The sequence below is a fragment of the Paenibacillus sp. 2003 genome (assembly GCF_031455635.1).
GTDB lineage: Bacteria > Bacillota > Bacilli > Paenibacillales > Paenibacillaceae > Paenibacillus > Paenibacillus amylolyticus_B.
The window spans coordinates 620,957-647,495 of the sequence record NZ_JAVDTB010000002.1 but is presented as its reverse complement, the minus strand read 5'-3'; the positions used below and the strand labels follow the sequence as shown (position 1 = coordinate 647,495).

Here is a 26,539-nt window from a genome sequence, read left to right as displayed (position 1 = left end):
GTATGGAGGATCAATGGAGAATTGCAAAGTATGATCCGGCATGGCGTGATTTGTTTCTCGAAACGGGTTCGAAATTAAGAGAAGCGTTAGGAGAAAAGGCCGTGCGGATTGATCATGTTGGGTCCACTTCAATTGTGGGAATAGACGCGAAACCCATCATAGATATACAACTATCTGTTTCTAATTATGAGAATCTGTTGGACTACAAGTGTGAGATCGAAACCGTCGGATTTGTATTCAGAGCAGAAAATTCGGATAAGACTAAACGTTACTTTCGTGAAGAACCCGGAAACAGAAGGATACATATACACGTTAGACAGGTAGGCAGTTTCTCCGAGCAGATGACCTTGCTGTTCAGAGACTATTTAAGGGAGCATCCGGAAGATTGTTTGAAATATGCAGAAGAAAAGCACAGACTCATGTCATTGTATAAAGATCAGCGTCCCAAATATGTTGAAGGAAAAGGACCAATGGTGTGGAGCATATTACAGAGAGCACACAGTTGGTCTCAAGAAATCGGATGGCAACCGGCAAAATCTGACGCATGAGCACATCCAATGAATAGAGATAACTGTATTGGAGTGATGAGATGAACATGGGAAGAAAGCTGATAACAACCGTTCTAACCATCATTGGTTTTACTTTGGCTGCAAGTCTCATATCGATGAATGAATCCTACAGTTTTGATTTTTACATTGTTATTTATCTGGTATACGCGACTCCCTTGATCGTATTGATCGGGCTACCTTTATCGATATTGGTGGACTATCTGGTAAGCCGAATTCAATTCGACAATCATGTATTGTATCTAAGTACGAGGATATTAGGCTATGCATGTGCTGGAGTTTTAGGCATGTATATTTATTATCTGGTCATGGGCGCAGGAGAAGCAATCTTGGATTTCAAAGAGACGTTAGTTCTGACCTTATTTGGCGTTCTTGCTGCTATCCTATTTGTACTGATTGATATGGGATTGGAAGTTTTGTTAAAGATACGAAGAAGAAAGATTTGAATTAAATTGATTCGTCAGGAGGAAAGCAAAATGACAACGCATTGTGCACTTCTAATCATTGACGTACAGATAGCGATGTTTGATGAAACAGATCCCGTCTATCAGGGGGGACGATTGCTTCAAAAGATCCAGGTGTTAATTGCCAAGGCCCGTGAAGCAGGGCATTCCATCATATATATCCAGCACAGCGAAGGGGCAGGCAGTCCACTGGAACGAGGAACTCCGGGGTGGGCCATTCATCCGTCCATTGCACCTATAGCTGGTGACCTCGTTATTGAAAAGGAGACATCGGATTCATTTCACGAAACCAATCTGCATCTGAAATTGCAAGAAGATGGCGTGACGGAGTTGATTCTCGCGGGTATGCAGACCGAGGTATGTGTAGACACGACTTGCCGCAGAGCGTACAGTCTGGGTTACACGGTCATTCTGGTTCAAGATGCGCACAGCACATGGAATTCAAAGACGCTTCAAGCGGAGCAGATTATTGAACATCACAATACGGTACTGAGACTGTTTGCCAATGTGTTGGATACGGAGAATGCGCTGTAATGCTAGGAAAACGTAGGCGATTCTGGTTTTTCATAGGTGCGGCAATCCTGTTTCTGTATTTTCTAATCACGAGTAACCCTGATCCAAATAAGCCGATTTCGAGAAATCAAGTGATAAGCACAGAGATGAGCATAGTCGTGTACACCAGGACAGGCGATGGTGGAGCACACACTAGGATTGACAATGTTACGTTAAGTAAAGAAGACATTAGCCGTATAGTCGGCTGGCTGAATGCAGCCCCGGAATCGGCCAAAATACCAGTAGATGATGTCACAGGAAGCATTAGTGCAGGAATTGCTTTGAGATTTAAGCATAACGCTGAAATTACAATTCAATACAATCGGAAACAGATTATTGTATCCAGAAAAAGCAGATTTAATAGAGATACGAAATATATACTTGATCAAAAGGACTTAAGAGACTTTATGGATCAAAAGTTGAAAGGGACGTATTTTGGTAAAGATACCGTTAGTGTTGAATAGGGGGAGATGTATTGACGATAAACAAAAGAATAATGAATCTATCAGCCTGGCTTGCTGTATTAGCCATCCTATGTATTCCTGGAACTTTATATACTGAAGATGGACCGCTCCGAACAGAGTATGGTTTCCCAATCCGATTCTTTACGGATTATCATTATGCCAACTCGGACGGAACAATCTGGTTTATATCTGGCATCTCTTTAAATGTACTTCTATATTTGTTCAATGTCCTGTTTATTTATGCAGGTATTCATGTAATCTTATATATTAAAAAGAAATTAACTAGGACATAAAGATGGAGTGATTACGATGAAACAACTTCCAGTAGAATGGAAGTCAGACCGACTTATTATCTCAAATGTGGAAGAATCCGATATTCCTGAACTTGAGTCCATATATGAGACCAGTCGGTACTTGCATCAATGGGATGGACAAGAGCATGATCGGAACTATGTGAAAGAATGTTTTGAAGAAGGCCACCTTCCGCCGGGAGGCAGGCTGGAGAATTATCGAATTCAATCCATTCGTATGGCTGAGGATGACCGCTATATTGGTTTGTTAAGTGTATACCATGGGTATCCCTCCGAGGATTCAATCTATCTCGAATTTCTATATATCCAGAGCGAGATCCAGAAGCAGGGATATGGACAAGAATTAATTCAGGCACTGACTCTTCACTTTTCTGAGCTTGGTTACAAGGAAATTCGAATTAACGTGGCACTCAAAAATTGGCCTGCATTACGCTTCTGGATCAAATCCGGATTCAATCAGATGAGCGGAATTTATGGTGATCTTCAACATTCGGAGGATACCTTTGCCAATACAGAATTGATCAAATCTCTCTGAAAAATATGCTGATAAAGGGGAATATACCAATGGAAACATTCTTTCGTTATAACTGGATGGTGCGTGAGCAATGGTATGTGTGGTGTGAAGATGTACCGCTTGAAGAATTGCTTCAGCCTCGCACGGGCGGAGTAGGCAATATATTACAAACATTATTTCATATCATTGATGTAGAGTGGAGCTGGCTTCAGTTGCTTCAAAGCAAACCGGATGATGCGGAAGATTTTGCAAACTACCAGAATCTTGAGGCGGTAAGGCGACTCGATCGCAAGTTACGTCCTGATGTGGAGGCGTTTGTTAAAGCATGGGATTCAAGTATGGAAAAAAGAGCATATATCGATCATCGCTCAGCTGGCAAGGTCAGTACATATTCATGGGGAGAAGTAATGCGACATGTGATCGCCCATGAGATTCACCATATGGGACAGCTGTCGGTATGGGCCAGAGAATTGGGTAAGCAGCCTGTATCCGCCAATGTCATTGGCAAAGGCCTGATGATACCTGACTAACAGGGAGAAAGCGGCATGACATGAATGAACGGAGGAAAACGATGACAATTCAACTTAGCCAGATGAATTGGATAGAACTGGATGAATGTATCCAGCAGGTGATTGAACAGGAGGTTCAGATCATTCCCTTGCCACCTGGACTGGAAGCGAGTGTGATGAGAATTGAAATGGAAGATCAGCAGTACGTATTGAAAGTCTGGGACAAGGATTCCAAACCGGATATCGCCAAACAATATCGATTATTGTCCAAGCTTTATCAAAGTGGAATTCGTGTTTCCAAACCCTACGGTTGGGGATTAGACGAGCAAGAGAATCAAGTGCTGTTAACGAGCTATGATGGAAAGCCGCTTAACCAATTAACACAAACCAAACTGACACATTTGGCTGAGCGATTAATGGAGGTCCATCGTTATCCGGTGAATGAAGTGAGTACTGGAGAAGATGAAGAATACATATTCAGGTACGATTTTGTTCAATACTTTTTTCCTCAAATTGAATTACATGACGATATAAATGATCTTCTGGCAAACTTGATCCAGCAGGTCCAGATCAGACAGGACCGTTTGATTCATGGCGATTATAATCTGGGAAACATTCTTGAGATGGACAACCATTACACCATCATCGATTGGACTAATGGGCAGTATGGTGATCCAAGGTACGATATGGCATGGTCTGTTTTTCTGATCACCATCTATAATGGGAAAAGTTACGGCGACATGTATCGCGCTAAATTTGCACGTTCTGCAAGTTATGTGTACACGCTGGAAGAGGAACAGGTTTTTAGAGCGATAGCTTGCCTGCGCTGGATTCTGTTAAGACGCGTTGGGGATGTACCCATGGGGCCGGATGTAATGGAAAGGGTTCACAGCATGGCTGTCCATAATCCGTATTTGAATGAACACCTGCTGTTTAAATAAAATAAACAGCCAGTCCTAAACTAGCGATCCTCGCATACCTATGATAGTAGAGGAGCGTGATCGATATGGAGCAAAAAGTGCAAATTTACTTTGAACTGAAGCAGCAGCAAAAAGATATTGAGCAGCAGTTGTCTGTACTACGAGATGAGATTGTCGCGTATTGTGCAGAACAAGGGGTCTATGAGACGCAGGTTGGTGGTTACACCGTGAAAACAGTGCTGCAGAACCGGAAGGAATACGATGATCAGAAGCTATATGCTTCTCTTCCAGACCCGGACATCTGGCGATTGTTGTCCAAGGTAGACAGCCATAAGCTGAAAAGCCTGATTAAGCTAAACATTCTGTCCGAGGAGCAAATTAACCCGGCATGCACAGTGAAACAGGTGACCTTGTTACAGGTAGACAAGCTGTAACGCTTCGTACTCTCTTTGTATATGTGTTGAATTTAACTGAACCTCCCGATCACAAAACACCTTCGAAGAAATGTTCTGTTGCGATGAGCAGCGGAACAAACGTGGAGGTGTTTTTGTTTTGCGAACAGGTCCCAGGATCATAAATAGTTAAATATGAGGGGGAAGAAGTATAATTTGTTCATTGTAAGCGCATTCAACAAACGATATGATGGATAAAAAATGGCAGGGAGGAATTGTAAATGCCAACCGAAATTCCATCACTACATGCTGCGTACGCTAATACGTTCAAAATAGGTGCTGCTGTACATACCAGAATGTTGCAGTCCGAAGGGGATTTCATCGCCAAACACTTCAATAGCATCACGGCTGAAAATCAGATGAAATTCGAAGAAATTCACCCGGAAGAGAATCGTTATACTTTTGAGGCGGCGGATAAAATTGTTGATTTTGCTGTTGCTCAAGGTATTGGGGTTCGCGGACATACTTTGGTCTGGCATAATCAAACATCGAAATGGGTCTTTGAGGATACCTCAGGTGCTCCTGCTTCCAGAGAGCTGCTATTATCTCGCTTGAAGCAACATATTGATACGGTAGTAGGTCGATATAAAGGGCAAATATATGCATGGGATGTCGTCAATGAAGCGATTGAAGATAAGACCGACCTGTTCATGCGGGACACGAAGTGGTTACAGCTAGTGGGAGAAGACTATTTGCTGCAAGCATTCAGTATGGCTCATGAAGCTGATCCAAATGCGCTTCTTTTCTATAATGACTACAATGAGACGGATCCGGTCAAACGGGAGAAGATATACAATCTGGTTCGGTCTTTGCTGGACAAGGGAGCACCTGTACATGGAATAGGCATGCAGGGACATTGGAATATTCATGGTCCTTCGATTGAAGAGATCCGAATGGCTATTGAGCGTTATGCTTCACTGGATGTGCAGTTGCATGTTACGGAGCTGGATATGTCCGTGTTTCGTTATGAGGATCGTCGAACGGACCTCACCGCGCCAACTTCGGAGATGGCTGAGCTACAGGAGCGTCGATATGAAGAAATCTTCAATTTGTTCCGTGAGTATAAATCATCCATTACCTCTGTGACGTTCTGGGGAGTGGCCGACAATTATACTTGGTTAGACCATTTCCCGGTACGTGGACGCAAAAATTGGCCCTTTGTTTTTGATCAACAGTTGCAGCCAAAGGAATCATTTTGGCGTATCATTAACCCTATGTCCTGAACATCAGGGAAGTGGAGAGAATCGGTCACGATGTGGCCGATTTTTTGCTGTACTTAATATAGATTATACAGTACGGTTATCTCGTGAATGATAGAGGCGTTGATTTGTGTGGATGATAAAAATATGGTATTAAATGGAATTGTGTGATAGGGTTGAAGAAATGGTGAACCAAATTCTTTCCTGAAATGAGATGAGAAGATGGATTGCATCCGAAACTATTTAATTACTTTTGCCGGAAATTTTGCATTTAGTTATTATATCTTTGAAGAAGGTACTTTTGCCAAACCGCTGATGTTTGCTACATTCATGCTGTTGCTGATTATGACAATCGATTACATGAAAAGTAGAAATAAATATACATTGGATTAGGGTATGTCCATGTTTTTAAACGATTCTGGAGCATAGGGTCGTTTTTTTATTGTATGTAGAACAGCATCCATTTACATCAAGACCATTGTTCATTACACTTGATGAGTAGCACCTCATTAACTCAGTTTTTGTTAACTCAATTCAGATCATCAGGAGGATATCATTATGCATCAATCCGCACATATTCAGGAAGCAAGAGATTACATATTAAACCGAATCCATACCAAACCTGCCGTAGGCATGATTCTGGGTTCGGGACTGGGAGCGCTCGCGGACGAGATTGAAAATGCGACCGTTATTCCGTATACAGATATTCCGTATTTCGCTCAATCGGAGGCTATCGGTCATGCCAATGAATTGGTTATTGGTGAACTCATGGGCAAAACGGTTGTAGCGATGAAAGGCCGCCTTCATTATTATGAAGGTTTTACATTGGACGAAGTGACTTTCCCCGTTCGGATCATGAAGGCGCTGGGTGTCGAGCAATTGCTTATCACCAATGCCTGCGGAGCCATCAACACAAGCTTTGAGCCGGGTCAACTGATGCTCATTACAGACCATATTAACCTGGTAGGTAATAACCCGTTGATGGGACCGAATAACGCCGAACTGGGTGTGCGCTTCCCAGACGTATCACAGGTATACAATCGCGAACTGCGCAGCATTGCCCTTAAGGTTGCAGAAGAGCAGAATGTTGGCCTGCAGCAAGGTGTCTATGCATGGTGGAGTGGCCCGGCATATGAGACACCAGCGGAGATTCGTATGATTCGTACGATGGGTGCGGATGCAGTGGGTATGTCCACGGTACCTGAAGCCATTGTTGCCATTCATGGCGGTATGAAGGTACTAGGCATTTCCTGTCTGACCAACATGGCCTGTGGTATTCTGGATCAGCCGTTAAGTCATGATGAAGTTATTGAAGTGGCTGCGCAAGTGAAAACAACCTTTATCGGACTTGTAAAAGGCATTTTGAAAGAAATCTAATCGTTAGATGATTTTTTATCCAGGCCACGATGGATAGGATAGAGTTTTCATCCAACCAAATCGAAACCACAAAAAAACGTATGTTTCACGAGTTGTTACTCGTGAGACATACGTTTTTTTATTTTGCAGAACTATGAACCATTTGAGAATTATCAGGCATGATTGCTGGTGTAGACTCCCTGATGATGGGTTTGGTCACAATGTGGGAGACCTGATATGGCTGTGTCGGGCTATTAATCCGGGATAACAACATCTCTGCAGTCTTAATGCCCATCTCATTGCTATAAATATGAACCGTCGTTAATGCTGGCTCAATAATTCGAGATTGGGGTGCATTATCGAATCCGCATATCGCAATATCCTGTGGCACAGCGACATTTCTATCTTTTAACGCCCTGATCAGATCAACTGCTATAAAGTCATTAGCGCATACGTAAGCGGAAGGTAGGGAGGCCAGCTCTGCCACTCGCTGGTTCAACCATCCTGGCTTGGAGAAACACAGGCGATCATTATCTACGATGCAATGGGACAGGTCGACCTGCAACCCTGCCTCCAGCATGGCACGCTGATATCCAACCCATCGTTCATTAAAGCTCTTGCAGTGATTGTAATCTCCGACGAATCCAATACTTGTGTAGCCGCTCTCAATTAATTTTGTGGTTAACTGATAGATGCTATGTTCATTCTCCATGAGTAGCAAATCTGCTTGGAATTCGGGATAACATATGTTGGAAGCGCAATCGATAAAGATGGTGGGAATGCCCAGATCGGTAATCAGCTTTGTATATTCCAGATCAAATAATTCAATGCAAATAATGCCGTCTACTTTGGCTATATCAAAATTGTTGGGAAGTGTAAGTGTATCTTGATCGTCTTCACGCACGATATGAATCGAGAGATTGTATCCCTCCGCACTGATTCTTTTCTCCAAACCACTGATTAACAACGAACCAAAGTGAGATGTATTAGGCAGGTTTTCAGTTAACAGGGCGATATTGCCCGGAGGCTTGGTTAGAACATGCTCATTGTCCATATAGGCAAACTGTTTATATTTAAGTTCAATTGCTTTTTTAATTACACGATTTCGGGTCTCATCCGGGATGTTTCCGCTATCATTTAATGCTTTGGAAGCCGTATTTCTGGAGATCCCCAAAGCATCAGCGATGTCTTGTATCGTGACTTTTTCCTTTGCCATCTAATGCTTCACCTCTAATCCTCAATAGTCATCCATATTCTTCTCTAAGTCAAATGTATAATAGAACGGGACAAATAGCAATCTCTGTTTTACAAATGCACAATTAAATTTACATTTAGCTAGGCGAATTCTATTTTCATAATTGTTCCAGAAGTTTCGTTAACTAGTGTAACAAAGATGATCTATTACAGTCATGATGTAGAAATATCTATGCTGATATTAACGATTTAGTGCTGTATATATGCAAATCTAATCCTCTTTAGTTACATTAATGCAAAGATAAAATGATCAAATGCACAAATATTTTTTACAAAACGTATTGACTAAATCCGTTGAAACCTGATAAATTGTAAATTATTAAATAGGCAATTGTAAATATTGAAAGCCCTTACCGAAAACAATTGTCAACTTCTAGAATGAACGGGGGTATCGTGTTGGATAACATAGCCGACAGCAAAAAGGGCGAAGGAAGGGTACTGAAAGTGAGGACGACAAGCGGTCATAGGTTGCAGCAGCTCAAAAAAAATTACTTTTTATATATGTTGCTTGCACCAGCCTTAATTTTGACTCTTATCTTCAAGTACATTCCGATGTACGGAGCCATCATTGCGTTTAAGGATTTCAGTCCGATCAAAGGCATCATGGGAAGTGATTGGGTAGGACTGAAGCATTTTGAGAAATTTATAGCTTCACCCAATTTCGATATCATTTTAATGAATACGCTTAAACTCAGCTTTTTGGGATTGATATTCAGTTTCCCGGTGCCCATTTTACTGGCACTCATGCTGAATCAGGTACGCAAAGCTGGCATCAAGAAAAATATTCAATTGTTTCTGTACGCACCCAATTTCATCTCGGTTGTTGTTGTTGTGGGTATGCTGTTCATCTTCCTCTCACCGACAGGGCCAATTAATCAATTAGCCACATGGATTACAGGTCAGCCGATCATGTTCATGTCTGAACCGGAATATTTCCGCTGGATTTACATTTTGTCCGATATCTGGACCGGAGCCGGTTGGGCTTCCATCATATACGTTGCGGCTTTGGCCAATGTTGATCCGGAGCTTCACAATGCGGCTAATCTGGATGGAGCCAATCTCCTTCAGCGTATTCGCCACATTGACCTTCCAACGATTCGTCCGATTATGGCCATCGTCTTTATCCTTGCAGCTGGCGGGATTATGTCCATTGGATTTGAGAAGGCCTATCTGATGCAGACGTCCATGAACCTGCCTTCCTCCGAGATTATTGCCACGTATGTCTACAAGGTGGGGTTACAGTCTGGAGATTACGCTTATTCTGCGGCAGTTGGATTGTTCAACTCGGTTATCAATGTGATTTTGCTGGTGACGGTGAATCTGATTGTGAAGAAATTGAATGAAGGCGAAGGCCTCTATTAGGAAAGGAGTATTATCCATGGTTGTTAAACACACGGGAATGGATCGATTGATCCTCACACTTAATGCCATCTTTCTCACCTGTGCTGTACTGGTTGTGGTTGTTCCCCTGATTTATATTGTTATCGCCTCATTCATGGACCCCACTGTGCTACTGAATCGTGGACTGTCCTTTAATGTATCGGACTGGAGTCTGGACGGATATCAGATGATTTTGTCCAATCCAGCCATGATCCGGGGGTTTGCAAATGCGGTATTGTACTCGGTTTCCTTTGCACTGATCACCGTGACCGTATCCATATTTGCAGGTTATGCATTGTCGGATGATAGGCTAGCGGGACGTGGATTTTTCATGATTATCTTTATCATTACGATGTTTTTCGGCGGGGGATTAATCCCTACTTATCTACTCATACGTAATCTCGGCATGCTTGATACGGTGTGGGCGATCATCATCCCTGGAGCCGTTAACGTCTGGAACATCATTCTCTCCAGAACCTTTTTCAAAGGAGTCCCTCGAGAACTGAAAGAAGCTGCAAACGTGGATGGCGCCTCTGAGATGAAGATTTTCTTCCAGATCGTCATTCCGTTGTCGAAACCGATCATTTTTGTACTCGCACTTTATGCATTTGTTGGGCAATGGAATTCCTATTTTGATGCAATGATCTATCTCGATAATCCGAACCTGCATCCGTTACAGCTCGTTCTGCGTTCCATTCTGATTCAGAATCAGGCTGCACCGGGCATGATCAGTGATCAACTCGCGATGGCAGAACTGAAACGGCTCTCCGAGATGATTAAATACTCAGCGATTGTCATTTCGAGTCTGCCACTTATCATCATGTACCCGTTCTTCCAGAAGTATTTCGAAAAAGGTGTCATGGTCGGTTCCCTCAAATAGTGAACAGCCTGCGATACAGTAAGTTGATCCAATCCAACTCATGGAGGTCATTATTATGAAAAAAGTGAACAAGTCGAGAAAAGCCGTTACAACGGCATCCATTTCCATGTTATCTGCAATGCTCTTTCTAACCGCCTGTGGCGGGGGTGGAGGCGGCGCGGCAAGTGAGGCGCAATCCCCTGATGGCAAGGTGACATTGAACTTTATAACACAGAGCTCTCCGCTGGCTCCCGCTGATCCAAACGACAAGCTGATTAACAAGCGACTCGAAGAGAAAACCAATGTGCATATCAACTGGAAGAACTATACGAGTGATGTGTTTGCAGAAAAAAGAAATCTGGCGGTTGCCAGCGGTGATTTGCCGGATGCCATTTTTGATGCAGGTTACGGGGATTATGATCTCCTGAAACTGGCGAAGGACGGGGCGATCATTCCACTTGAGGACATGATTGAACAACACATGCCCAATCTGAAAAAGGTGCTGGAGGAAGCTCCCGAATACAAGAGCATGATCACGGCTCCAGACGGACATATCTATTCATTCCCATGGATTGAAGAACTCGGAAGTGGCAAACAACGGATTCAGGCAGTGGATAACTTGCCCTGGATTAATGTGGAATGGTTGAACAAGCTTGGACTGAAGATGCCAACGACAACCGAAGAACTGAAAGAAGTATTGATCGCGTTCAAAACTCAAGATCCAAATGGCAACGGTAAGGCAGACGAAATTCCGTTATCTTTCATTAACAAACCGGGCGGAGAAGATCTGACATTTCTCTTTGCAGCATTTGGACTCGGAGAGAACTGGGATCATACCGTAGTAACCAATGATGGGAAAGTGGTCTTCACGGCAGCTGATGAAGGCTACAAGGAAGCGGTTAAATACATTCATGAATTGGTTCAGGAAGGTCTCGTGGATGTCGAATCGTACCAGCAGGATTGGAACACGTATCTTGCGAAAGGCAAGGATAATAAGTACGGCATGTACTTCACATGGGATAAGGCTAACATTACAGGCATGAATGATACGTATGATGTTCTGCCTCCGGTTGCCGGGCCTAACGGAGAGGTCAATGTCACAAGAACAAACGGAATAGGACTTGATCGTGGTCGCATGGTCATTACCAGCAGCAATAAAAACCTGGAATCCACAGCGAAGTGGGTAGACCAACTGTACGATCCACTCCAATCTGTGCAGAACAACTGGGGTACCTATGGAGACGAGAGTCAGCAAAATATTTTTGAATTCGATGAAGCCAAAGGGATGCTGAAGCATCTTCCACTGGAAGGATCTGCACCTGTGGAACTCAGACAAAAAACCAGTATCGCAGGACCATTGGCCATTCTCGACAGTTATTATGACAAATACACCACCAAACCGGAAGATGCTGCATGGCGTATGGAACTGCTCGATAAATATATGGTTCCACATATGAAAGCGGAGAACGTATATCCAAGTGTGTTCTTCTCCATTGATGAACTGGATCGATTGTCCACCATTGAAACCGATCTCTTCGCTTACGTGTTACGTCTGCGTACAGAATGGTATCAGAACGGGAAAGTAGATCAGGAATGGGATGCTTACCTGAAAGAGCTGGATCGCCTTGGATTGCAAGAATGGCTGCAGATTAAACAAGCGGGATATGACCGTAATAACCAATAAAGAAAAGTACGGAGGAGAAACCATAATGTCGACGATTCAACAACAAGATTACCGAAATGAATACCATTTTTCACCGAAAGAGAAGTGGATGAACGACCCTAACGGCATGGTGTTTTTCAATGGAGAGTATCATTTGTTCTATCAGTACCATCCGTTTGGTACGACATGGGGACCGATGCATTGGGGTCACGCGGTAACCCGAGATCTCGTCACTTGGGAGGAACTTCCTGTAGCTTTGGCACCGGATGAACATGGGATGATCTTCTCCGGCAGTGCGGTGGTGGACTGGAACAATACTTCCGGATTTTTCGAAGATGAGCCGGGGTTGGTAGCCATTTTTACACATCATCTGGAAGTACCAAATGATCATCCTGTACAGCGTCAAAGTCTGGCGTATAGCAAAGACAACGGCAGAACCTGGACTAAATACGAGGGTAATCCGGTATTAAAGCATGAGTCCTTTGTTGATTTCCGTGATCCCAAAGTGTTCTGGCATGAGCAGACCAAGGAATGGATTATGATTATCGCTTGTGGTCAAACGGTATGTCTGTACCGATCTCCCAATCTGAAGGATTGGACGCTAGGAAGTGAATTTGGCGAAGGGATCGGTTCACACGATGGCGTGTGGGAATGCCCGGACCTGTTCCCGCTTGCAGTGGATGGAGATTCAGAGCAGGTGAAATGGGTGATGCTCGTTAGCATCGGTGCAGATCCTGCTTTTAAAGAAGGATCCAGAACACAATATTTTACCGGAGATTTTGATGGAAGTACATTTGTCCCAGATGAGGCATCCCATTCGATTCGCTGGATTGATCATGGCCGGGATAACTACGCAGGAGTTAGTTGGTCTGACATTCCGGCTGAAGACGGCAGACGCCTGTTTATGGGGTGGATGAGCAACTGGATGTATGCCAATCAGACGCCGACCAATGATTATCGTGGAGCAATGACCATTGCACGGGAGCTGTCACTCGAGACAAGAGTCGGAGAAGTAATACTGATTCAACGTCCTGCACGTGAACTTAAGCAAGTCCGTACGCCAGTATTGTCCCTACAGGATGCTTCGATTCAGCAAGTGAGTGAGCAGTTGAACACTTTGCAACTAGTGAACTATGAGATCCATGCAGAGTGGACTCCAAATCAGTCGTTCCATTTTGCCTTAAGAAGCGGAGCTGACAGCGAAACGGTTGTTGGCGTAGACGCCAACCAAGGGGAAGTATATATCGATCGTAGTGGATCGGGAATAGGCGATTTTCATGAACATTTCCTGAGCCGCCATACAGCTGAGTTAAAAGATGTAAATGCGAATCAAAGTTTGCGTATCTTTGTAGATCAATCATCTGTTGAGGTATTTGCAAATGATGGTCAGGCGGTTATCACGGATCTGATCTATCCGGATGTGGATTCCAAGGGCATCTCTGCTCATGCAGAAAATACCGATCTGGTCTTCTCTTCACTTCATATCTATGAGATATCATCAACCAAGGCTAAAGGTTAATTGTAATGAAGGAAAGGAGCCCAAAACGATGCGTATTGGAGCTATAGAAGCGGGCGGAACGAAGTTTGTATGTGGTGTAGGTAATGAGCATGGACAGATTGAAGATCGGATCAGCTTTCCAACAGAACATCCGGAGACCACTCTTGCCAAGGTGATCGACTATTTCAGGGATAAAGATGTGGAAGCCATAGGGATCGGCTCCTTTGGTCCGATTGATCTGCAACAGGATAGTCCCACCTATGGTTATATTACGACCACACCTAAGCCTGGGTGGGAAAACTGTAATGTGATTGGAACCTTGAAGCATGAATTTCCAGTTCCTTTTGGATGGGATACGGATGTGAATGCTGCCGCGCTCGGTGAAGTGACGTGGGGAGCGGCGCAAGGGCTGGATAACTGTGTATATTACACGATTGGCACAGGAGTTGGTGTCGGACTTGTGGCAGGGGGCCAACGAGTACACGGATTGTTACATCCCGAGGGTGGACATATTCGCACAAGACGCCATCCAGACGATCACTTTGCCGGATTATGCCCGTATCATGGCGATTGCCTGGAGGGAATGGCAGCAGGTCCAGCCATTGAAGCTCGCTGGCAGATTCCTGGCAGTGAACTGCCGGCAGATCATCCGGCGTGGGAGATCGAATCCTTTTACATTGCGGAGTCGATTACAACGGCCATCTTGCTTCATTCGCCGCAGAAAATCATCTTGGGTGGTGGTGTGATGCAGCAAGATCATCTGTTTCCACTGATCCGGGAGCAGGTAGTGCGGAATCTCAATGGTTATGTGAATGCAGCCCCAATCACGCAACATATTGACCAATATATCGTCCAGCCCGGATTGGGCCAGCATGCAGGTTTGTGTGGTGCGCTAGCATTGGGACTGAAAGCATTGCAACATGCAGCACAAGCTTCACATGTTTCCTAGTTTTCTATAATAATCTACATCCCAGAAGGGATGGCTGTGGGTTCGCTTATTTGTATAAGCAAGACTGCACCGTCCTTTTTGGGCTTTTTTATTTTTTGAGGAGTTTAATAGGTTTGAAAAAAATAGTGCGTTCTAAAATCCGATATTGCTCAAGTGAGCTGCCAAAGGTATGATTTTTAGTGTTCTACCTCTAAAAAGTGCGATAAGACATTCAAAAATTAACGTGTCTCTAATGGAAAGGAATTCATCAAATGAACCCAATAACAATGCGTCAAGCTGTAAAGGCAGACCAAGAGCAACTCGCTGATTTGCGAGCCTTGGTACTGTACGATGATCTAACCAGGCTGGGAAGGTACGATGATGTGAAGGTGCGTGAACGTTTCCGTAATACATTCAATCCTGCCCAGACACAGATTATTGAAGTGAAGGGTTCAATGGTAGGTTGTGTAGCGTTGAAGCCCAAGTCTGAGGCATATCTATTGGAACATTTCTATATACATCCCGATTATCAAGGCCAAAGAATTGGAACTCAGGTACTGAACATGCTGCTGGAACAGGATGAAGTTCAGGGGAAACGGATTAATTTAAATGTTTTGCAGGGAAGCCCTGCTCGGCGATTGTATGAACGATTTGGATTTATATTGGACAGTGAAGATGAGGTTGATGTGTTTATGTCAAAGCACCTTTGAGAGAATGAATCCTTGTTGCAAGATAGGGATATCATCTCCAAGGTGGAAACCTATTAAGTATTTGTGAATACATGGCAATAGTGATTGCTTGACTCAGGAAGATTATGATAGTATCGAAGTCAGAGAATATATGGAATATTTACAAAATGTAGGACTTTTCTTGTTCCGATTCCTATACTCTTAGGCAAACGTTCGAACAGAATCTGATCACAGAAATGGTGTCACAAAAATGGATTTTCAAAGATTACATGTCTCACATGGAGGAGGAATCTTTTTTGCAAGAATATCCTGTGGCTTATGATCAGTTTGATATTCACTTCTATCAGGTCGTGGAAATGTTTTCTGAACAAAAGCTGGATGTAGGTGCGTTAGATGAGGATTTAAGAGTTCTTGGATTAAACTCCATTTCATTTATCAAACTGATCATTGCCTTGGAGAACGAATTCAATATTGAGATGGACGATGAGTATCTTGAATTGGAGAACTTCACAACATTGCAACATTTGAAAGACAGTTTGCGTAAGTGCATCAATTATGAGATTCCCAATGAGTCATAAAGGGAAAATGACGACACAAGCTCATATCAGACAATCACAGCATCGAGTTCCGTTTATTGGACTTATAACCTCAAAATCAGGAGTGATATGTGATGAAAGTTGAACTGAATGCGGAGCAATTGATGTGGCAGGAACAATTCAAGGATTTTGTAGACAGCGAGATTATTCCATATGCTAGTTTAAATGACAGCGAAGAACGAATTCACCCGGAACTCCTTGCGAAAATAACGGAGGCTGGTTATCTGGGCTCCATGTTGCCAAAAGAATATGGCGGGATGGAACTGGACAATATCACTATCGGGATTCTTAACGAAGAGGTTGGACGTGGGTGCTCCTCTGTCAGAAGTTTGTTAACCGTTCAGGGGATGGTGGGTTTAGCGATCTTGCGTTGGGGAACGGAGCAACAAAGACAGTACTGGTTACCTGCATTAGCTACGGGAACAACTTTGGGTTCATTCGGATTGACAGAACCGAGTGTTGGAAGCGATGCTAAAAGCATTGAAACAACGGCCGTATTAGACGGAGACGAATACATACTTAACGGTCATAAAAAATGGATTACCATGGGGCAGGTTGCAGACGTATTTTTGATTCTTGCCCAATGTGAGAACAAGCCGACAGCGTTTATCGTTGAGAGAGATTCCATTGGGTTCAGCGTTGAACCTATGAGCGGGTTACTTGGAGCGAGAGCATCGATGATTGCTGAACTGAAAATGGATTCTTGTCGTATTCCGAAGGAAAACCTCCTGGGTCAAGTCGGTACAGGGTTATCACATGTTGCTTTACCTTGTCTGGATTATGGAAGATACACGATCGCTTGTGGCTGTGTAGGTTTAGCCAAGGCATGTCTGGATGCATCGGTACATTATGCCAATTCCAGAATCCAATTCGGAAGAGCTATACGCGAGAATCAAATGATACAAAAAATGATCACTGAAATGTCAGTGAATATGAAAGCGGCACGGATGCTGTGTTACAGAGCAGGATATTTAAGAGATGTGGGTGATCCAGAGAGCATTATGGAAACTTGGACTGCCAAATACTTTGCTTCAACCATGGTGAACAAAGTTGCCAGTGATGCGGTGCAGATTCATGGTGCCAATGGTTGCCATCGAGACTATCCCGTAGAGAGATATTATCGGGACGCCCGGATCAATGAAATTATCGAAGGCACGACTCAAATGCATGAGATTTTAATCGCAACACAGGAGGTTGTAACACACCGCCGTGAAATGAGACGTTCAAATAAAGCAGAAAAAGTTAAGGATAGCGCGAATCGAAACGTTTAGATTTTGCATTGCAGGACCTAAGGAAGAGCCCTTTTTTTGCATTAGGCAGGATCATTCATTATGCTATGAAAAAAGGGCTTGATCATTAGGTTCTTTGATGTTTTACCATAATTGATTTAGGAAAGATACGGAGTTGATTAGGATTGAAACGGATTGGGCAGGGACAGACAGCGGAAATATTCAGACATGGTGAAACTTCAATTTTGAAACTTTTCAGAGAAGATTTCTCTGCGGAAGCGATTCAGCATGAGTTTGATAATACTCGAATCGTTTTGGAACTTGGAGTTAAATGCCCACAAACAATCGATATGGTGACGATCAATAATCGTAAAGGTATCATATTTGAGTTGGCCAGTGGAAGAACACTTTTGGAAGAGATGATTATTAAACCATGGTCTATTGAGCGCAGAGCAAGGCAGATGGCAGCACTTCATCATCAAATACACCAGCAATCGGGTGAACAGATTCAACAAAAGCATAAGACTGTATTAGAGAAGAATATATCAAACGCAAGCGATCTATCGGACATTGAGAAACAACAGATTATGGACTATGTACATAGTTTGCCGGAAGGCAGATCTCTATGTCATGGGGATTTCCATCCTAATAATGTGATTACAGGCAAAGAATCCTGGATCATAGACTGGATGACAGGCGCATCGGGCTGTCCAGCAGCAGATGTGGCAAGGACGCTAGTATTATTAAAATACGGAAATTTGCCCAAAGGCGCTCCATTGATGATGAAAGTTCTGCTGAAGATAATCAAAAGCAGGATGAGTAAAGCGTATATCGAGTATTACTTGTCTCTCTCGGGCATGGACATTCGCGAGATACATCGATGGGTTCTTCCCATTGCTGCAGCCAGACTAACGGAGTGGATACCACCTGAGGAAAAAAAAGATTTATTGGATTACATTCGTAATCAGCTTAAAAAATTCAACACAACTTAGATCAAGATTAGGAATGAATGTATAGCACCGTACTTGTCAAAACCGTCCGAAAAACAATCAGGAGGTTAACGATAATGGATTTCCAACTACGTTCTGTTGTTTCTTATGATATGGTCGTCCGTGAAAAAAAACATCTATTTGACTTGTCTCTCAGAAGACAGATTGCCATATTTGAGGTTATGGATGCCTTGGAAATCAGTGTGTTTAGCAAAACGGTGCAGGTTAAGGCAGGGGCTGTGCTGCTGGCAAATAAAATAAGACTGCAAAACTACGATAAACCTGTTCTGAAAATGAGAGGTATTATTTTTGGATCGGATCTGCTTGAGCGACTGCCAAGCTGCCACATATTAAGTGAGAATGGTAGTAAACACTATGATCTTGCTGTAAGTCTGTTGAACCGAACGGTAGAGAGTAGAGAGGACATCGAAATAGCTGAAAGAGATTTTCTTGAAGTATACTCCAGTTACTATCAAACGAATCTGGCTAATTTGATGCGACCGGAAACGGATCGGGAGGACTCGGTCAAACGGAACTTGGTCATGATATGCAAGTATATCCAAAACAATTATGAGCAGCCAATTACTCTGCAATTTCTGGCGGATATGGTTGGTTATAATCCAGTGTATCTGTGTAATCTGTTTTCTAAGGTTTTCAATGTTTCGCCACTGAAGTACCTACAGCAGATTCGGGTGGATAAGGCACAGGAGTACGTAACCAAGACGGATCTTCCAATCTCTGAAATTACGACGAAGCTAGGGTACAGTTCTAGTACACAATTTAGTGCAATGTACAAGAAAAAAGTGGGCAAAAGTCCAACCGAACATCGCAATCAATTCAGAAGCAACAAGGGAGATTTCCCCCTATCTATTCAATCTACATAATGTATTCAATAACACAGAAAATATTGTATTTTTTTACGTAAAATGATAAATTACGATAAAAATAAGAATACGAGGAATGATAGGGCTAATGAAGAAAATTCAACTTTTTTGTTTGCCTCATGCAGGTGGATCAGCCATGATTTTTCATCGCTGGAAATCATCTTTAAGCCCTTTTATTGACGTAATACCGATCGAATTAAAAGGAAGAGGCGCTCGAGTGGGGGAACCATTCTATGAAAGCTTTGAAGAAGCGATTGAAGATATCTACCCTGCGGTTTCCTCGCTAATTCATGGGCCTTATGCTATTTTCGGACATAGCATGGGCAGCTGGATGGCGCTCGAACTATATTACCGACTTGCACAGTCAACGAAACAATTGCCTGAACATATGATGCTTTCAGGCAATCGTGCACCACATATTTTCAAGGATGAGAATATTCACGCATTGCCAGACGAAGAATTCAGAGAGACGATTCAGAACATGGGTGGAACGTCGGATGAGGTCTTTACCAATAAAGAGCTCTTTTCGTTATTTGCACCTGTACTTAGAGCCGATTTCAGGATTGTCGAACTCTATCGTTTTCAGCCTAAGCCTTTCAAGGTTCAGAGTGATATTACCGTGTTAACTGGCAGAAGCGATACTCGAGTGAAATCTAGCGATCTGATCGGATGGAAAAAGTACGCTGGTTCACAATGTGACATTGTCAAATTGGATGGAGGACACTTTTATATCCAGGAAAATATTCAGGAAACAACGAGAATTATAAATGAAAAACTGCAACCTTATGTAATCTAGTTGACAAGGAGTGTGTTCCAGTTATGTGCATGGATAACTTGGCTCAATTATTTAACTCCCTTGGTTCAGTCACAGACAGAGGTATTACTTTTCTGAATGGCAGCAAAGAAGAAAAGGTTGTATCGTACCAATCCCTTCTGCAATCAGCCAAAATCCGATTAGGAGAACTTCAAGCATTCGGGATGCAGCCGGGTAATGAATTGATCTTCCAACTGAACTCGGAAGAAGAGTTTATTGTCACCTTTTGGGCGTGCACGCTTGGAAAAATCATACCGGTTCCGATAACCGTAGGCGGTAATCAGGAGCAAAGAATGAAGCTTTACAATGTGTGGAAAACGTTGAACCATCCGTTTATTGCTGCTGATCAGGATCTCACGGAAAGCTTGGACAAGTTTGCCCGGAAGAATGGACTGGAAGCGGTTGTCCGTGAAATGCATGCCCGAATCTTTATAGTACAGGACATCTCGAACGTACGAAAAGAACCTATTGTTGAGGGGATTGAAGCTAGCATCCAGCCGGATGACATAGCCTTTATCCAATTTTCTTCAGGTTCTACGGGACAAACCAAGGGTGTAGTAATTACACACCGCAATGTCATGATAAATATACAAGCTATGAATATAGCAACCCAAATCTCCTCTAAAGACCGTTCTTTGAGTTGGTTACCCCTGACCCATGATATGGGTCTGATTGCGTTTCATCTTACAAGTACCTTCCAAGGTCTGCAGCAGTTTATTATGCCAACTTCCTTATTTATCCGTCACCCTACATTATGGTTAACCAAAACTTCTGAACACCGTGTCACCCAACTATATGCTCCAAATTTTGCTTATAAATATTTTCTGGATTCATATAATCCACTAACCTTTTCATCAACCGATTTGTCTACGGTACGTTTTATTATGAATGGTGCTGAGCCGATATCTCCGGCACTTTGTTTCAAATTTTTGGAGGCGATGAGTCCTTATGGACTGGCTTCCAATACAATGCTGACGGCGTACGGCTTGGCCGAAGCAACCGTTGGTGTTTCCTTTGGTAACGTCGGTGATTTGACTTGTTATGTACTGGACAGAAGATATCTGGAGACCGGGAAACCATTCATAGAAGTTGAACCGGGCTCAGAACATGCTGTTTCTTTTGTGGAAGTAGGCAAGCCGGTTCAATACTGTGATGTACGAATATGTGATGATTATGATAATCCGGTCGATGAATTGGTGCTGGGCAGTATTCAAATTAAAGGATTGAGTGTTACGAGCGGTTATTACAACAATGCGACAGCTACGGAAAAAGCAAGTACAGCCGATGGATGGATTCGTACTGGAGATATTGGATTTATGAATGATGGCGCAATAGTCATTACGGGCAGAACCAAGGACATTATCTTCATCAATGGTCAAAACGTATATCCGCATGATATTGAACGTGTAACGGAGGAACTGGAGCAATTTGATCTGGGGAAAGTCGCTGTATGTGGTGTCTCCAATCCACTTACAGGATCGGAAAGCGTTGTAATGTTTGTACTGTATAAAAAGGACTTGCCATCTTTTATTCCAAGAGTTGGAGAAGCCAAAGCACATATTCAGCAGCGGATGGGGATTGAACTCAAGTCCGTGCTGCCCATAAAGCAAATTCCTAAAACGACGAGTGGAAAATTTCAACGTTACAGGCTTCGGGAACGGTACGAAACAGGGGAATTTAGTGAAATGGAACAATCCATTCAGAGCATGTTAAGCCATATGCAGGAGATCAAAGAAGTACAACCAGCTCGTGATCATATCGAACAAAAGCTGATTGAGATTGTTGAGTCCGTAGCGGGACTTAGGAATGTCGGAGTAACGGACAACTTGGCTGAAGCTGGATTCGATTCACTCAAAGTAACGCAGATTCATCAGGCAATCGATGAAGCATTTCCAGACAAAATGGCAATTTCCAGCTTGTATTCACATACCTCTATTGTCTCATGGGCGAATCTGATCAGACAAGACAGAGTGGAACTGGAGCCTGTACGGATGGATCGGAGCTTTTTCCATACGGATCGAGGTTACGAAGCCTTATCGTATCAATTCACACTCCCAGCTTCATTGGTACAGGATATGCGACTGATTGCACAATCTGAAGCGATCAGTATTCATGTGCTGGCATCAGCTATGTATGCTTACTTGCTACACACTTTGTCAGAACAACCCTCTATTGATATGCACGTATCCTATGGCACAGCGAGAATGATCACACCTGTACGATTGAATTTCGATCAATACAAGACAATGAAAGAGCTCTTTCAAAATGTTCATCAACAGATCATAACAAGGCCTTCGGATCAAGCGTTTCCCGTCGAGCAGATGAGCCAGATCAGAACAAGCAACACGGAGTGGGCAATTATTCCTTTATATGGTGAACAGCATCTGTTCAAGGCATCGGACGATGTACTGAACTATTACGATCTGATTATCCTAGTGTCGGACGAAGGTGATATTCTGCAGTGCAATTGTCGTTTTAATGGACGTAAATTAAAACAGAGCCGTGTGAAACGTCTTATTGCCAATTATGTGAGAGGACTTCAACTATTGGTACAACCGGAATTGAAATGAAATTTCATAGGGGGACGGCCATGCTTGATCAATTGTTCGACAGAGAGCAATGGGGAGAAAAAGATGACCAGGACACTACTATTAAACTGGATATAACAACGGATAATAGACATGATATAGCTGTTATAGGTATCGGTGCAAAGTTGCCGACCGGAGAGTCGCTGGATGAATTTTGGAAGATGCTTGATTATGGAATTGATTGCATACGTGAATTGCCCAATCGTCGAAAGGGCCAGTTGGATCAATACTTGCTTCACAAGCAAGGTTCATTGGAGCATGTACGTTATTTGAACGGAGCTTATCTGGACGAAATTGATGAATTTGATTATTCCTTCTTCCGTATGAGTGTACAGGAAGCCAAGCTGATGAGTCCGGTCCAACGATTGTTTTTGCAAACAGTATGGCGTGCGGTTGAGGATGCAGGTTATGGTGGTGACCGTTTGGCCGGAAGTTCAACAGGGGTGTACGTGGGTGTAATCGGAGATCAAGAAGGTTACAAGTACAAACAGATGGTCGAGGAATTAAGTCCGGACATGTTACCAATCGCTACCGTAGGCAACCTTTCGTCCATCATTCCTGCAAGAATTGCGTATCTACTTAATCTGACGGGGCCGGCTATGGTTGTAGACACAGCATGTTCCTCTTCGCTGGTTGCTCTGGATATGGCAGTACGTGCGTTACGTGAAGGAAGCTGTGATATGGCTATCGCTGGAGGGATCAGGCTGAATATGATTCCACTGGATAAAGAGTATTACAAAATCGGTATTGAATCCAGTGATGGGACAACAAGAACCTTTGATGAAGATGCGGATGGGTCCGGAATGGGTGAGGGTGTAGTAAGTGTTGTACTTAAACCTGTGGAACAGGCATTGCGGGATCATGATCATGTGTATGCAGTCATAAAAGGCACAGCTGTGAATCAGAATGGGTATTCGGCAGGGATCACAACTCCCAATGCGGTAGCTCATGAAAAAGTACTGACTCATGCTTGGCGTGATGCTGGAATTCATCCAGAGAGTCTTTCCTATCTGGAAGCACATGGAACAGGTACGCTCATTGGGGACCCGATTGAACTGGAAGGTATCCAATCGGCTTTTCGCAGATTTACGGACAAAAAACAATTCTGTGCCATAGGATCGGTTAAGTCCAATGTAGGTCATTTGTACGACAGTGCAGGGTTAGCGGGTCTGTTGAAAGCGATTATGGCACTCAGATCCAAACGTATTCCCTCTACACTTCATTTTAATAAGCCAAACCCAAAATTTGAATTTGATAAATCACCAGTCTATGTCAATGTCATTTCAAGAGAGTGGGAAAGAGCGGCCACTCCTCGAAGATGTGGAGTTAGTTCATTTGGGTTAAGCGGCACCAATTGTCATGTTGTACTGGAAGAAGCTCCGAACATATCAGTGGAATTGGGGCGCGATGAACATTATCCCTTTTTGATCTCAAGTGTATCATCCCGAAATCTCTCCAGTCAGGTGCAATCATATGTGAAGTGGATCAATGAGAACCCGAAGGCCGATGTTAGGGATGTATGCTGCACAGCAGCTACTGGAAGACAGCATCATGCACACCGAGCAGTGTGGGTGGTCAATTCGTTGGATCAATTGCTGCAGCATTTAAACGACTTTCTTGCAGAACCCAAGACCGGTAAATATAAACAGGATACATTCAAGAACAGTAATCAGATATTCACTACGGAAGAACTTATCTCGAAGTGGCATATCGAAGGATGCGATAGAGCAACCGTGCTAAAGGGGTTGTGCACACATTATCAAGGCGGAGCTCAGATCAATTGGTCAAGAATCTATCCAGATGTGACCTATAACAAGTTGAGCTTGCCCGCATATTCATTTGAGGAGAGTAAGTGCTGGATCGATACTAATCCCGATAATTCGGTACAGACTGAGGAAGAAGCGATGTATTATTCATTGTCATGGAAGCCTTGGAGCGAGATCGACAAGACTAACTCATCCAGCATCCATAATGTTGAACGTATTTTATTAATAAGAGATGATACACAGCCACATGCAACCCAGTTGGTGAACCGAATTCGTGAAGCTGGAGTAGCAGTTATCGAAGTTATATTGGGAACATCTTACCTTCAACAGGATGCACAGACATATGTAATTCGAAATAACGAGAGTGATTACATGAAACTTTTGCAGGAAGTGTCCTTTGGAGGGTCCTATCGGATCGTGCATATAGCATCACTTGACCATGTAGAAACTAAGGAAAACAGGCTGGGCAAAGGTCTTATGTCTGTATGGAGACTGACCAAGGCATGCTCACACGTCTTTGCAGAGCAGGTTGAGATGATTTTGGTGACAAGCTTTGCTAATGAAGTGACGGGTGACGAGAAAGTTCTGTATCCGGAGAATTCAGCGATGCTGGCTTTCGGACAGACGGTACAGCGTGAGATTCAGAATCTCGAATGCTTCTGTATAGATGTTGACCAAGATTGGGATACCTCTCAGTATTTGCGCTACATTTTGGGGCCGTTGGAGAAGAAGTCTTTGGCGATTAGAAACGGACAAGCATATCAAGCTGAATTTGCACCTGCTGATGTCTGTTCCATGCCTGATGCTGAGATGAACTGGAAAGAAGACGGCGTATACATTATTACAGGCGGACTTGGTGGTCTGGGGATGGAGATTGCTGAACGCTTACTGTCATTAGGACGTATGAATCTGGCTTTGATTGCAAGAACGCCACTGCCCAAACGTCACAATTGGGACATTATTCTAAATGCAAAAAATACTTCACCAGTTCTAAAAAGCAAGCTTCTTCGGTTGCTTGATATGGAGAAACGGGCCGGAGAGATGACGTATCTTGGAGCTGATGTTGCCGATGCCGATCAGTTAAGTCGAGCCATTGAACAATTAAGAAGTCGATTTGGTTGTATACGTGGCATCATCCATGCAGCAGGCGTTGGTAGTACACAACATGCTGACCAGATGACCGAGGAAGAGTTTACGGCAATGCTGGCTCCGAAAGTGAAGGGGACTCATCTACTGGATCAGCTGACAGCCGAAGATCAGCCGGATTTTCTAGTCATGTTCTCGTCCGTCGCTACGTTATTTGGTTCTACTGGACAGGCTGCTTATGCCGCCGCGAATGCATATCAGGATGCCTATGCCCCGATGCGGAACCGCAAAGGGATGCGTACGATAACACTGAATTGGACTACTTGGAAAGAGGTAGGCATGGCTTCCAGAGCCGGGTTTGATTTTGACACCTTATTCAAAGCGATGCCCAAAGAGTGGGCATTGGATCGATTGTTCGAAATAATGGGAAAACAGACCGACCGTCTGCTGGTGGGGGAAATGAACTGGAATTCACCCTATTTAAACATTTTGAATAACTACCACTTTCATCTTGATGCCAACATCGGACAAAGGTTACAAACATTGATGAAAATACCGGAGAGGTCAAAGCAAATATCAATGAAGAAGGAATCCGCTTCTACTGTTCAGATCGCAAGGGAAGAGCATGAACTTGAATTGGAATCTTCCGTGGAGATGGACCGGACTATTGCGAATATAGTTGGACAATATTTAGGCATTAAAGAGATGAATGTGCATGACAGCTTTTTCGAACTCGGTGCAGACTCCATTATGATTAAGCAGATTTTCTTGAAATTGGACAAAACCTACCCTGGAAAACTCATACTGACCGATCTGTTTGAATATCCAAGTATCTCCAGACTGACTACTTATATGAGCACCACAGAAAAGCAGAAGCCTCACCAGTCTCCTCAAAAGGAAACTTTTGAAGAGGAACGGGATACAGATCTTGAGAATCTGTTCGATGAGATCGAACGTGGAGCAATGGATCTGGATGAAGCAATCATCAACCTTCAAAAGATGTAGGGGG

At 43.4% G+C, this 26,539-nt stretch carries 25 protein-coding genes; 24 read left to right on the top strand and 1 reads right to left on the bottom strand.

The features are described from left to right. Positions 1-2 precede the first annotated feature (2 nt). The 11 genes from J2X75_RS14795 (at position 3) to J2X75_RS14745 (ending at position 7,328) form a co-directional block, all read left to right on the top strand. Positions 3-548, top strand: coding sequence for a GrpB family protein (locus tag J2X75_RS14795; RefSeq protein WP_310337465.1), 546 nt, complete (start codon positions 3-5; stop codon positions 546-548). A gap of 41 nt (positions 549-589) precedes the next feature. Further along, on the top strand, positions 590-1,012 hold the full coding sequence (locus J2X75_RS14790; protein WP_310337463.1) for a hypothetical protein: 423 nt from the start codon (positions 590-592) through the stop codon (positions 1,010-1,012). Positions 1,013-1,042: 30 nt separating this feature from the next. Next, positions 1,043-1,564 carry a cysteine hydrolase family protein gene (locus tag J2X75_RS14785; protein ID WP_310337462.1) on the top strand — a complete coding sequence of 174 codons (522 nt, stop codon included), beginning with the start codon at positions 1,043-1,045 and terminating at the stop codon, positions 1,562-1,564. Beyond that, entirely contained in the window at positions 1,564-2,046 is a 483-nt protein-coding gene (locus J2X75_RS14780) for a hypothetical protein (RefSeq protein ID WP_310337461.1), read from the top strand. The genes J2X75_RS14785 and J2X75_RS14780 overlap by 1 nt, the downstream gene beginning before the upstream one ends. 309 nt (positions 2,047-2,355) lie before the next feature. Next, positions 2,356-2,892 (top strand): GNAT family N-acetyltransferase, encoded by a 537-nt coding sequence (locus J2X75_RS14775; RefSeq protein ID WP_310337459.1) that lies wholly within the window; start codon positions 2,356-2,358, stop codon positions 2,890-2,892. Positions 2,893-2,921: 29 nt separating this feature from the next. Next, positions 2,922-3,401: a DinB family protein gene (locus tag J2X75_RS14770; protein WP_310337457.1), complete on the top strand. Its 480-nt coding sequence runs from the start codon at positions 2,922-2,924 to the stop codon at positions 3,399-3,401. A 41-nt stretch (positions 3,402-3,442) separates the two neighbouring features. Further along, positions 3,443-4,321: an aminoglycoside phosphotransferase family protein gene (locus J2X75_RS14765; protein ID WP_310337456.1), complete on the top strand. Its 879-nt coding sequence runs from the start codon at positions 3,443-3,445 to the stop codon at positions 4,319-4,321. 65 nt (positions 4,322-4,386) lie between these two features. Continuing rightward, positions 4,387-4,734 carry a hypothetical protein gene (locus J2X75_RS14760; protein ID WP_310337455.1) on the top strand — a complete coding sequence of 116 codons (348 nt, stop codon included), beginning with the start codon at positions 4,387-4,389 and terminating at the stop codon, positions 4,732-4,734. A gap of 239 nt (positions 4,735-4,973) precedes the next feature. After that, entirely contained in the window at positions 4,974-5,975 is a 1,002-nt protein-coding gene (locus J2X75_RS14755; protein ID WP_091020286.1) for an endo-1,4-beta-xylanase, read from the top strand. A 198-nt stretch (positions 5,976-6,173) separates the two neighbouring features. After that, the gene (locus J2X75_RS14750) at positions 6,174-6,344 is read left to right on the top strand and encodes a hypothetical protein (RefSeq protein WP_167483657.1); all 171 of its coding nucleotides are present in this window, start codon (positions 6,174-6,176) and stop codon (positions 6,342-6,344) included. A gap of 165 nt (positions 6,345-6,509) precedes the next feature. Next, positions 6,510-7,328 carry a purine-nucleoside phosphorylase gene (locus J2X75_RS14745; protein ID WP_036617166.1) on the top strand — a complete coding sequence of 273 codons (819 nt, stop codon included), beginning with the start codon at positions 6,510-6,512 and terminating at the stop codon, positions 7,326-7,328. Between the two features lie 118 nt (positions 7,329-7,446). Here the strand turns inward: J2X75_RS14745 and J2X75_RS14740 are convergent, their stop codons facing one another. After that, on the bottom strand, positions 7,447-8,523 hold the full coding sequence (locus J2X75_RS14740) for a LacI family DNA-binding transcriptional regulator (protein ID WP_310337453.1): 1,077 nt from the start codon (positions 8,521-8,523) through the stop codon (positions 7,447-7,449). 539 nt (positions 8,524-9,062) lie between these two features. Between J2X75_RS14740 and J2X75_RS14735 the strand changes: the two genes are divergently transcribed. The 13 genes from J2X75_RS14735 (at position 9,063) to J2X75_RS14675 (ending at position 26,535) form a co-directional block, all read left to right on the top strand. Continuing rightward, positions 9,063-9,923 (top strand): ABC transporter permease, encoded by an 861-nt coding sequence (locus J2X75_RS14735; protein WP_223200008.1) that lies wholly within the window; start codon positions 9,063-9,065, stop codon positions 9,921-9,923. 16 nt (positions 9,924-9,939) lie between these two features. Then, a complete protein-coding gene (locus J2X75_RS14730; RefSeq protein ID WP_036617174.1) occupies positions 9,940-10,821 on the top strand; it encodes a carbohydrate ABC transporter permease in 882 nt (293 codons plus the stop codon). A gap of 55 nt (positions 10,822-10,876) precedes the next feature. Continuing rightward, positions 10,877-12,484: an ABC transporter substrate-binding protein gene (locus tag J2X75_RS14725; RefSeq protein WP_310337452.1), complete on the top strand. Its 1,608-nt coding sequence runs from the start codon at positions 10,877-10,879 to the stop codon at positions 12,482-12,484. 25 nt (positions 12,485-12,509) lie between these two features. Next, the gene (locus J2X75_RS14720; protein ID WP_310337451.1) at positions 12,510-13,982 is read left to right on the top strand and encodes a glycoside hydrolase family 32 protein; all 1,473 of its coding nucleotides are present in this window, start codon (positions 12,510-12,512) and stop codon (positions 13,980-13,982) included. A 28-nt stretch (positions 13,983-14,010) separates the two neighbouring features. After that, positions 14,011-14,910: an ROK family protein gene (locus tag J2X75_RS14715; protein WP_310337449.1), complete on the top strand. Its 900-nt coding sequence runs from the start codon at positions 14,011-14,013 to the stop codon at positions 14,908-14,910. 251 nt (positions 14,911-15,161) lie between these two features. After that, positions 15,162-15,599: a GNAT family N-acetyltransferase gene (locus J2X75_RS14710; RefSeq protein ID WP_310337448.1), complete on the top strand. Its 438-nt coding sequence runs from the start codon at positions 15,162-15,164 to the stop codon at positions 15,597-15,599. Positions 15,600-15,874: 275 nt separating this feature from the next. Next, the gene (locus J2X75_RS14705; RefSeq protein ID WP_165790030.1) at positions 15,875-16,156 is read left to right on the top strand and encodes an acyl carrier protein; all 282 of its coding nucleotides are present in this window, start codon (positions 15,875-15,877) and stop codon (positions 16,154-16,156) included. Positions 16,157-16,248: 92 nt separating this feature from the next. Further along, on the top strand, positions 16,249-17,445 hold the full coding sequence (locus tag J2X75_RS14700; RefSeq protein WP_310337444.1) for an acyl-CoA dehydrogenase family protein: 1,197 nt from the start codon (positions 16,249-16,251) through the stop codon (positions 17,443-17,445). A 143-nt stretch (positions 17,446-17,588) separates the two neighbouring features. Next, positions 17,589-18,395, top strand: a complete 807-nt coding sequence (locus tag J2X75_RS14695; RefSeq protein ID WP_124115721.1) for a phosphotransferase family protein — start codon at positions 17,589-17,591, stop codon at positions 18,393-18,395. A 74-nt stretch (positions 18,396-18,469) separates the two neighbouring features. After that, entirely contained in the window at positions 18,470-19,276 is an 807-nt protein-coding gene (locus J2X75_RS14690; RefSeq protein ID WP_181155579.1) for a helix-turn-helix domain-containing protein, read from the top strand. Between the two features lie 88 nt (positions 19,277-19,364). Next, entirely contained in the window at positions 19,365-20,072 is a 708-nt protein-coding gene (locus tag J2X75_RS14685; protein ID WP_167483659.1) for a thioesterase II family protein, read from the top strand. Between the two features lie 23 nt (positions 20,073-20,095). Further along, positions 20,096-22,660 carry a non-ribosomal peptide synthetase gene (locus J2X75_RS14680; RefSeq protein ID WP_310337439.1) on the top strand — a complete coding sequence of 855 codons (2,565 nt, stop codon included), beginning with the start codon at positions 20,096-20,098 and terminating at the stop codon, positions 22,658-22,660. Between the two features lie 20 nt (positions 22,661-22,680). Beyond that, the gene (locus J2X75_RS14675; RefSeq protein ID WP_310337438.1) at positions 22,681-26,535 is read left to right on the top strand and encodes a type I polyketide synthase; all 3,855 of its coding nucleotides are present in this window, start codon (positions 22,681-22,683) and stop codon (positions 26,533-26,535) included. The last annotated feature ends 4 nt before the right edge of the window (positions 26,536-26,539 follow it).